General features: G+C 42.1%; 11 protein-coding genes. 2 read left to right on the top strand and 9 right to left on the bottom strand.

The features are described from left to right. Positions 1 to 489: 489 nt before the first annotated feature. On the bottom strand, positions 490 to 996 hold the full coding sequence (locus tag KDK15_RS07840) for a C2H2-type zinc finger protein (protein ID WP_257294805.1): 507 nt from the start codon (positions 994 to 996) through the stop codon (positions 490 to 492). A 725-nt stretch (positions 997 to 1,721) separates the two neighbouring features. On the opposite strand from KDK15_RS07840, the gene KDK15_RS07845 reads away from it, so the two are divergent. Both KDK15_RS07845 and KDK15_RS07850 read left to right on the top strand, forming a co-directional pair. Next, a complete protein-coding gene (locus tag KDK15_RS07845) occupies positions 1,722 to 1,943 on the top strand; it encodes a hypothetical protein (protein ID WP_257294806.1) in 222 nt (73 codons plus the stop codon). A gap of 560 nt (positions 1,944 to 2,503) precedes the next feature. Further along, complete coding sequence (locus tag KDK15_RS07850) at positions 2,504 to 3,061, top strand: phage terminase large subunit family protein (protein WP_257294807.1); 558 nt, start codon at positions 2,504 to 2,506, stop codon at positions 3,059 to 3,061. Between the two features lie 41 nt (positions 3,062 to 3,102). Here KDK15_RS07850 and KDK15_RS07855 read toward each other — a convergent pair whose 3' ends face one another. The 8 genes from KDK15_RS07855 to KDK15_RS07890 all read right to left on the bottom strand — a co-directional run bounded on the left by KDK15_RS07855 (position 3,103) and on the right by KDK15_RS07890 (position 7,727). Further along, on the bottom strand, positions 3,103 to 3,303 hold the full coding sequence (locus KDK15_RS07855; RefSeq protein ID WP_257294808.1) for a hypothetical protein: 201 nt from the start codon (positions 3,301 to 3,303) through the stop codon (positions 3,103 to 3,105). A 276-nt stretch (positions 3,304 to 3,579) separates the two neighbouring features. Continuing rightward, positions 3,580 to 4,266, bottom strand: a complete 687-nt coding sequence (locus KDK15_RS07860) for an IS982 family transposase (protein WP_257294809.1) — start codon at positions 4,264 to 4,266, stop codon at positions 3,580 to 3,582. A 154-nt stretch (positions 4,267 to 4,420) separates the two neighbouring features. After that, a complete protein-coding gene (locus KDK15_RS07865; protein ID WP_257294810.1) occupies positions 4,421 to 5,026 on the bottom strand; it encodes a hypothetical protein in 606 nt (201 codons plus the stop codon). After that, positions 4,999 to 5,565 (bottom strand): hypothetical protein, encoded by a 567-nt coding sequence (locus KDK15_RS07870; RefSeq protein ID WP_257294811.1) that lies wholly within the window; start codon positions 5,563 to 5,565, stop codon positions 4,999 to 5,001. The genes KDK15_RS07865 and KDK15_RS07870 overlap by 28 nt, the downstream gene beginning before the upstream one ends. 398 nt (positions 5,566 to 5,963) lie before the next feature. Next, positions 5,964 to 6,407, bottom strand: a complete 444-nt coding sequence (locus KDK15_RS07875) for a hypothetical protein (RefSeq protein ID WP_257294812.1) — start codon at positions 6,405 to 6,407, stop codon at positions 5,964 to 5,966. Beyond that, entirely contained in the window at positions 6,397 to 6,885 is a 489-nt protein-coding gene (locus KDK15_RS07880) for a hypothetical protein (RefSeq protein WP_257294813.1), read from the bottom strand. The genes KDK15_RS07875 and KDK15_RS07880 overlap by 11 nt, the downstream gene beginning before the upstream one ends. A gap of 297 nt (positions 6,886 to 7,182) precedes the next feature. Beyond that, positions 7,183 to 7,458, bottom strand: coding sequence for a type II toxin-antitoxin system RelE/ParE family toxin (locus tag KDK15_RS07885; protein ID WP_257294814.1), 276 nt, complete (start codon positions 7,456 to 7,458; stop codon positions 7,183 to 7,185). Beyond that, complete coding sequence (locus KDK15_RS07890; RefSeq protein WP_257294815.1) at positions 7,458 to 7,727, bottom strand: CopG family ribbon-helix-helix protein; 270 nt, start codon at positions 7,725 to 7,727, stop codon at positions 7,458 to 7,460. Before KDK15_RS07890 ends, KDK15_RS07885 begins: the two co-directional genes overlap by 1 nt. Positions 7,728 to 7,886: the final 159 nt, after the last annotated feature.

Raw genomic sequence — 7,886 nt, forward strand, 5'->3', positions numbered from 1 at the left:
TCTGAAACGTCACGGGAGAAAGCCTGACATGATGTGCCAGATTCAGAAAAAGCAGTATCTTGAAAATAACCAGGGCGATTAGTAGCTGCACCAAAATAAGCAGTATAGTCAGGTCTATCCATTGAAATAATGAAATATTGAATTTCAGCTTAAGACCACTCTTTCTTGTAAAAGTTCCTGCTTTATTAAAAAAAATAGTTGACGGCCTATGGTCTGAGTTACTTCTTGATGGAAAGCTGTACCTCATTTTTTGGCAGGAGTTCAGGTTGATGGTTTCGGACGGATGATAGATAAAAGTGGGCATCCTGTGGAGGTTATTTTTTTAAGCGGTCCTATGACTTCAGGGGATGCTACAGAACGGTGCGGTCGTTTAGAAAAATGATCAGAAGCTGCATTTAATTGAGCAGAAAAATCTGATGAGCTGAAACAAAAATCAGAAAAAGTAAAATAGAATGGATAGAGATCAGTATTTACTGATTCTTGGATTACTCACCGTTTAACCCAGTTATCTTGTTTTACAGGCTTAATATGATGATGTTTTTTTATATGAGTATATAAATTGGAAGACTGAGAAAAAGACGTTTCACATTTCAGGCAAAGATATGGTTTAGTTCCTGAGTGAATGTAGGTGTGTTTTATTAAATCGGATTTATGAAAGAAGCTTTTTTTACATGTTTGGCATTCAAAATTTTTTTCATTTAAATGAATCGATCTCTCATGTATACGACGTGTACTTCTCCTTTTAAATTTTTTACCACACCCCAAATAGGTGCATATGAATTTCTTGTCGTTTGATTCTTTTTCAGCTGGGTCACGGCCAGAAGATGGTTCAGATCCGTTAGTTAAACTATTTACCTCAGGTAAAGCTAAGGCAACAGAAAATTGTTGGTAGAAGACAGGGTGTGATTCATTATTGACTTGAGTAATGCTGACTGGAGCCAAGCCAAGGAGACTGAAATAAGAAACTTGTTGCAAGCAATTGTTATTACTTAACATGGGACTAACTATTTGAGTTGTTAAATTGCTGATTAGACCGCTTCTTATTTAAATAGTTCCTTCCTTAAACAACCCATTCGTTATTTATGACAACAAGGCATAAAATTCTGCTATGGCTATTAACAATAATGAAGTTAAAATTCTTCGAAAGTCAGCGTCTCACGGATGAGAAAGACGGTGGTTGTCTGGTGAGTTATCTCTGCTGACGGTCAAGAATTTGTTTGCTCTGTCCTAAGCGGCCAATAAAACCATGATGTTGACGTTTACAGCGGGGATAGCTGCCAGTTTGCCGTTATCTTTACCGATATAACGGGACTCCCATAGATGCACGTCAGGTTTTACTGTTTGCCTATCGAGAGAACAGCAACCAATACCTTCTTACCCTTCGATAGCTGATCACTCAGTTAGTAACTGCATTAAAATAAGCAGAACAGTCAGGTTTATCCATTGAAATATCCGCTACAGTGATCTGGATTTGGAAAATGGGGAGGTCATCATCCGGGACCGGAAAGCCCCCAGGAAGAAGTATGGTAATCACCAGAAAGTGCCGCTTTGCCCGGTCTGTCTGGAGATCATTGCCATGCAGCCCAGAGTTGACGGTGAAGACCGTATTTTCCTTTTAAGGCGCAAACTGTATCTACCAAATTTTCAGAACGAATCAAAGCGCTTGGCTGCGATTTCATTCTTTCCGCCATGAAGGTATTTCCCGCTTTTTTGAACAGAAGATGAGTATTCCTGAGGTGGCCATCCGCAGCGGTCATAAGACCTGGGATAACCTGCGCCGTTATACTCACCTGATTCATCGAAATCCACCGGATTACTGGGCTGTTTGTAAGGCAATGGAAGAGGATTATTGGGCCAGAAATGAGTGCCTGAATTCTTGCTGGCAGCAGGCAACGGTAAAAGGGTCTCAGCAAAGTGCAGATATTATTGTGCTGTATCGCTAACAGCTCTATCGTTATGGGTAACAATACCCCCGCTTTCCGCAAGATCAGCGCACTGTGAGGGGTTACTCATACGCTTTAAGTGGCCAATCTTGCAACGACAAAGCAAAGCGTTAATGTTGGGTTCAGCCTATAGCAGCCTGAGTTCCAATGTGAGGATTGCTCATTGTTGCCTCCTTATTATTTTCTCAATACGTCGTTGCGTCGTAACTTCGCCAAGTCCAGATCATAACAACGAATGTTGCGCTCGTTGCGGTTTTAATCAAGTGGGTAAAACAAGAGGGTAAAAACAGCAGATAAAACAACGCCCCGGTCAACGGGGCGAGAATCTCAGCACTTCCAGATTGTTATTATTATTTCCTTGATGGCCATCCTTGGCCGGTACTTCCATCCTGGAACTGATACTGAGCAATTTCCCTTTACACCCGTTATCTACCATTTAGCGTGCCAACTTTAGCTATCTCGCTATTCACAAGGGCTAAGGCAAATACTGGGTGCTTACAGAATCTTTAGATTTGGGTAGTTGTTACGTCTATTTGTCACGGATATAAACAAACAAGTGTATGAATAGTCCTTATTTTTCAGGCTTTTTCTCAGGATTGGAGCCTGATACCCGGCTGACTGTGTCTGAATGGGCAGACCAGAAACGAATTCTTCCAGCCAAAGCCACCAAGGAAATTGGTCGATGCCGCACCGCAAGGACTCCTTATCTGAAAGAAATTATGGATTGTCTGTCGCCATCGTCGCCTGTTGAGCAGGTGGTTTTCATGAAGGGTGCCCAGGTGGGCGGCACGGAATGTGGCAATAACTGGCTTGGTTATGTGTTTCCAAATGGTGTGCTGATCTTTACCGGAGCCAACTCAGCAGCTGGTCTTCGCTTGATGCCTGCCCGGTTCCTTTTCATGGATGATAGCTGTGGACACTACCAGCTGATCGTCTGGGCTCAGATCATCTTTGATAACCATGACCCGTCAACCACTCGGTTTGAGTGTGTGCAGTGTGGCCATAAGCACTATGAAAAAGACAAAACAAAACTGCTCACTAATGGCCATTGGCAGGCTGAAAAGGAAAAGATCAACAAATCCGCCGGTTTTCACCGGAGTTCACCTCTACAGTCCTAATGGCTGGTACAGCTGGTAAAATGCAGTAGAGGACTTTCTTTTTATCGCCAATAATGTAGAACCAGGGTTAAAGCAACTGCCATTCCAATAAGCGCAGCAATCGACCTCATCATTTGATCATTGCTCAGTTTTCTGGGGTCTGGTTCATCATCGGGCCGAGTACTGGTGAGCAGGCTGGGTGCCAGGTTAGCCATCATCAGAAAACAGCCAAGTACCAGAACCGAGATAACGAAACCTTTCATTACCTGTAATCACTCCATTTGCATCTTGAGGAAATACGCACTTGTTTGACTGGATACGACAGAAATGGTTGCAGGGATTTGCAAAAAAATATTAAAAACGCAGCCTACACTGCGGCAGGCCCAGGGCGCCGTACCAAAAGCTGGTATGCACCAGGACTTTCGCCCAATACCGCACTAACTATCTGAGTAAACTGATTAACCGCTCCCGGGCAGCGATACGTAATGATCCCCGGGCCAGCAGTGGTTTGGAAAAGCTGGTCAACGTGAGTTCGACGCTCAGAAAGCTATCGGTACACCTTCTGTTAGTGCAGAAACATCAATATGAGGCTTTCTGGGTTGTCTGGTATAGGCTATGAGGCCAGCTATCAGGTTTACAGCAAAGTTGAATGGTGATCGGTGGCGGGAGTGCTCTATCTGAGAGATATTTTTAAGTTGATCGTTGACGCTCTCTATGACAGCCCTTTTTCGCAACATCGCTTTATCAAAGGCTTTCAGCTCCTTTGGTTTCATGTTCTTTCTCACTTTCGTTACCAGGTTTAAGCCTTTTTCTTTCAACCAAGTCACTAACTTTTCTGAAATATAACCCTTATCCCCATAGAGCCAGCCCGTTAAATCTTCAATGAGATCTGGTACTGGCTTTCGGTCGTCTGTGTTAGCCGTAGTCAAACAGAAAGATAAAATTTCTCCCAAATGATTGATAATTAGATGAAGCTTGAAACCAAATTTCCAGCCTGTAGACGTCTTACCACGTTTAGCCTCTTCTGAGAAAACCTTATGGTAGTAATGTTTGAAATCTCGGAACGCGCTCTGATGAAAGCAAATGATGATGGTCATTATTTCACTGAGCGAGAGCTTCGATATAACCAAAGGTTTTTTGGTATTGCAGATAAGCCGTTTATGCCATTCTGGTTCAAAAACCAGGCAGAAATCATCAACATCACAGAATACACTGGTCATAGACATGGGAGCCTCTGGTTAGCTATCTATGGATTGCAACCGAAAGATAGTTAAACAACTGGGGTTCCCTTGTCTTTTTTGCATCGAACTCACGTCAATTAGGCTCTTTTGAATTTTAAGTGCAGTGCTTCAGAATTCATCGGGAATTGCTGAACCCGATTTAACGTCGAGTAGTACGTGTCTGATTCCAACGTAACTGAGTATAAAATCGGTCTTGACGTCCTTGCTCCTGCATGTGCCTTATAGAATTATTATTCTGCTGGATGTGACTCTGGTGCCTGGCATCAGCATCCTGCTGCAGTCTTCTTTGGGTCTGTTGGGTAATGTAAGAATTGTCACTTCTCGGAACATTCGGAACATAAGCATGCTCATTTTCACTATTACCGATGTACCATGCAAAAAAGAAGGCACACAAACCAACAGCTACACCCATAGCAGTAGCAGCGGTGAGATGCATCCAAACGGGAAGTGGTGCTCCCGATGTTACCGGAGGCTCAGCAGTTGTCGGCAGCGTCCAAGGGATCTGTGTGCTAGGGGGTGGTTTCGTAAAGTCGCTAGCATTGACCAATTCTGTAATGTTAGTTGCTGAATCACCAGTAACGGGTTCTGGAGTAGTCACTGTACCTGTTTCAGATGAAATTGAAAGCGATGGTGAAGATAAACTGCTGCAGATATCAGCAACTGTCGAGTTCGTTGATGGGTTAGAAACCTGTCTTGCAGCAGAAATGGGTAATTGGCTCAGAGTGATAATGGAAGCAGCCGCCAATGCCCCGGTTGATAAGCTACCTGGGTGGGTTGGCTCTTTAAGAGGGTTCCTCGCACGTATTGCATGAATTTGCCAGCAAAACTACCTGACGTTAAGCACAACACTGAAGTCATATCCGCCATTGCTTTTGCTTGTGGGATGCAAACTCCGGCCAACTTAGCTACTAAACCAGCACTCAGACAAACATTCTCAAACGTTGATTGGTTGGTTAATTCAACCGGTCTTGAAGCATGCGAAACTGAATCAAACGTCTTTGATTTATCGTTATAACTGTCAGGCCCTTCATAAAAGGGGTTGAGTGATTGAAAGAAGGGAATGATAACATCAGAACATATATTGTCACTCCTGCCACTTAACTGACCTGTTGAACCTGCCGTAGCGCCAGATACTTCTGTAGATGTATTCGTTCGGTTGCCAAGGTTGGGCGTTTCAAAATAATCACCCATTGATAGTGCATGCATACTACTTTTCACCCTCTCAATTGATGATATTTTCCTCAAACCTGATGTCAAAGGACTGATCAGATCTTCAGGAAACACCGATATGCCGCCAGTTCAATACGGAACCCAGTCGTACGAAAAGGTACGCTAAGGCAGGGCTTACGCATCAAATCTGAACAATCGAACTTAACAACTTCCCCAGCGTTTGATCATTCCAGCCAGCGGCCTGGCGTTAACATTAACACAATTTTTCGTACGACTGGGCTTATTCCCTCGAAAAGTTCACTGTGCATAAAATGAGCTGTTTATGTATGTGTTCCCTCTATCTTCTGCCAATTATTATACACATTTCATGACTTCCACATTATTCATGATTCCGCATTACATCAAGCCTTTCATTAAGAGCTTTTATCTCACGAATAAGTTGCTCTTTCTCATTCCAGTAGCCATCATACTCTCGCCCCAGCAATCTTAGCTTGCTTTCTTTAACTCTGATATCATCTTCTAAAGATTCCCTCTTCCTCAGCAAAAAAATTATTGTGTTCAATAATTAAACTTGATAGTCGCAAATCATCAAGGGTTATATTATTCTGTTTTGCCCATTCTTCCATTTTGTTATAGCCATAATTCAATTTGAAATGTTCATTCTTAAGCTGTTCTAGCTCTTTTTGAATTTGACGTTCTTCTTCATACAGTTTTTTTATTCTGTTGTGAATTGCAAGAGCTTCTTTGTTTACCCTATTATGATCAATCAATGCTTGCTTTGCCTGTAAACGCTCCTGATTAATTTTATCTATGTCGTTCTTTGTTTTGTTGACTTCTTTTTCAGCTTCATTTTTTTGTTGTTTTAGTTTTTTTATTTCCTTTATTACAGCTTTCTGCTCATTTTTTAAGTCAGCCAGACATTTAGCTTCCTCTTCAATTGTTATTTTAATAGTCACGAATTACCTCCCCATATTTCTTGTATCTCATATCATTCACTTTCTCTGATACAAAATGCCAGGTTACTTTAAATCCCAGTGCTTTTAATGCTCTGGCCTTATCTATATCTCCATGATTATCAACAACTTCGACTATATGGTTTGTACGGCAATCGTAACAGTCAAGAACATACATGGAACCATCTGAAAAAATTAAACTTTCTTCTATCGTATAGCCCTTTTGTAGATAGTACATTTGGGTTTTAATATGCTTTTCAGTGCCGTCATTATGGCCTTCCTCCCCTCTTGCTGACCTGTTTGGCTTATCAAGCCGGAAATGAGATGTTACCTTGTCAGGTCCTATTGCTACAGGCGTTAGCGTAGCTCCAAATGCCGGAGAGTCATATAACTCTTCGGATAAAGGAAGAGGGTCGTTAACTGTTAGAACTTTCCCTGTTTTAGTAAAGACGAAAGGGTTTTTAATAGGATTTTTATTCATCCATAAAATCCTCAGTAGCTAATTGCATTATTATTTTGGTGTCCGGCCTGCAAAATTGCTAAATATAAAGCAATTTTACGTCAGAAAAATTTCTACAGGCATTGCAGTACAAGAAGTGTAGAGAAATAGTTTCTGTCGTTTAGTTTTGGGCAAGATCTTCTTAAAATCTAAAATCAGCGTTTCCGAGAGCGTTTCAAACTTAACAGCAAGCCAAAAACGATTCTCAATAGGTCATACTCAGCTACATAGGCGTGCCTGTTTTTGACGAAATCATATACGTTGTTGGTAATGCCACTTCTAGCGATCCTCGCGTGTGTGCCAGAGCCTCAAAATATAAATGGTTGAGTTCTGGATTTCATAGCGCATTTCATATTGCCCTATCAGTATCTTTCTGACTTCTCTGGGGTCAAAAGCTTCAAGCCTTTCTCCTAGTCTTGGATTTTCCAGCAGGCTGGCAGGGCTGGATGTCAAAGACTGCACTGTTTTAGCTGCTGCCTGCTTATTTACAAGAGCTAAGAAATCATACAACCGCGACAAATCAGAGAGAGCTTTACTCGTCCACTTAATTTCCATTAACGCGGCACCGGCAGGGGGTTTTCAGTTCCAAGACTTTCTGCCCATTCTTGCACAGCCTGATGATCGATCACAGCATTTGCGTCTACATCTGCCAGTGCTTCTCGGGTTAACCTGTCCCGTTCCTCTTCCTGATCAATCCAGGCGGATAGAGCCTGTTTGATGATCCACCCTCGTGATCGCTCTAGTCTCTGAGCAAGTTGTTCCACTTTTTCGGCCAGAGGTAGTGGCACATGGGCAGTAAGTACCTTTGTATCTGTTTGAGCCATGATATCCTTTCTCTTAATTAGGTATTAATAACTATGAAAAATAGTGATTAATTATGATTAAGTCAATAGCATTGTCAGATTTGGGTATACTTCAACTCAACGTCAATCGAAGGGGTTTGAGGTGATCAGGTCTACTCACCTCAAACCCCAAAACTCATT

This window comes from Endozoicomonas sp. YOMI1, assembly GCF_024606345.1.
In the GTDB taxonomy this organism is placed as follows: Bacteria; Pseudomonadota; Gammaproteobacteria; order Pseudomonadales; family Endozoicomonadaceae; genus Endozoicomonas.

Excerpts from the sequence above, each read along its gene's own strand:
- KDK15_RS07840 (WP_257294805.1), bottom strand. The coding sequence starts at position 996 with ATGTTAAGTAATAACAATTGCTTGCAACAAGTTTCTTATTTCAGTCTC.
- KDK15_RS07845 (WP_257294806.1), top strand. The coding sequence starts at position 1,722 with ATGAGTATTCCTGAGGTGGCCATCCGCAGCGGTCATAAGACCTGGGAT.
- KDK15_RS07850 (WP_257294807.1), top strand. The coding sequence starts at position 2,504 with ATGAATAGTCCTTATTTTTCAGGCTTTTTCTCAGGATTGGAGCCTGAT.
- KDK15_RS07855 (WP_257294808.1), bottom strand. The coding sequence starts at position 3,303 with ATGAAAGGTTTCGTTATCTCGGTTCTGGTACTTGGCTGTTTTCTGATG.
- KDK15_RS07860 (WP_257294809.1), bottom strand. The coding sequence starts at position 4,266 with ATGTCTATGACCAGTGTATTCTGTGATGTTGATGATTTCTGCCTGGTT.
- KDK15_RS07880 (WP_257294813.1), bottom strand. The coding sequence starts at position 6,885 with ATGAATAAAAATCCTATTAAAAACCCTTTCGTCTTTACTAAAACAGGG.
- KDK15_RS07885 (WP_257294814.1), bottom strand. The coding sequence starts at position 7,458 with ATGGAAATTAAGTGGACGAGTAAAGCTCTCTCTGATTTGTCGCGGTTG.
- KDK15_RS07890 (WP_257294815.1), bottom strand. The coding sequence starts at position 7,727 with ATGGCTCAAACAGATACAAAGGTACTTACTGCCCATGTGCCACTACCT.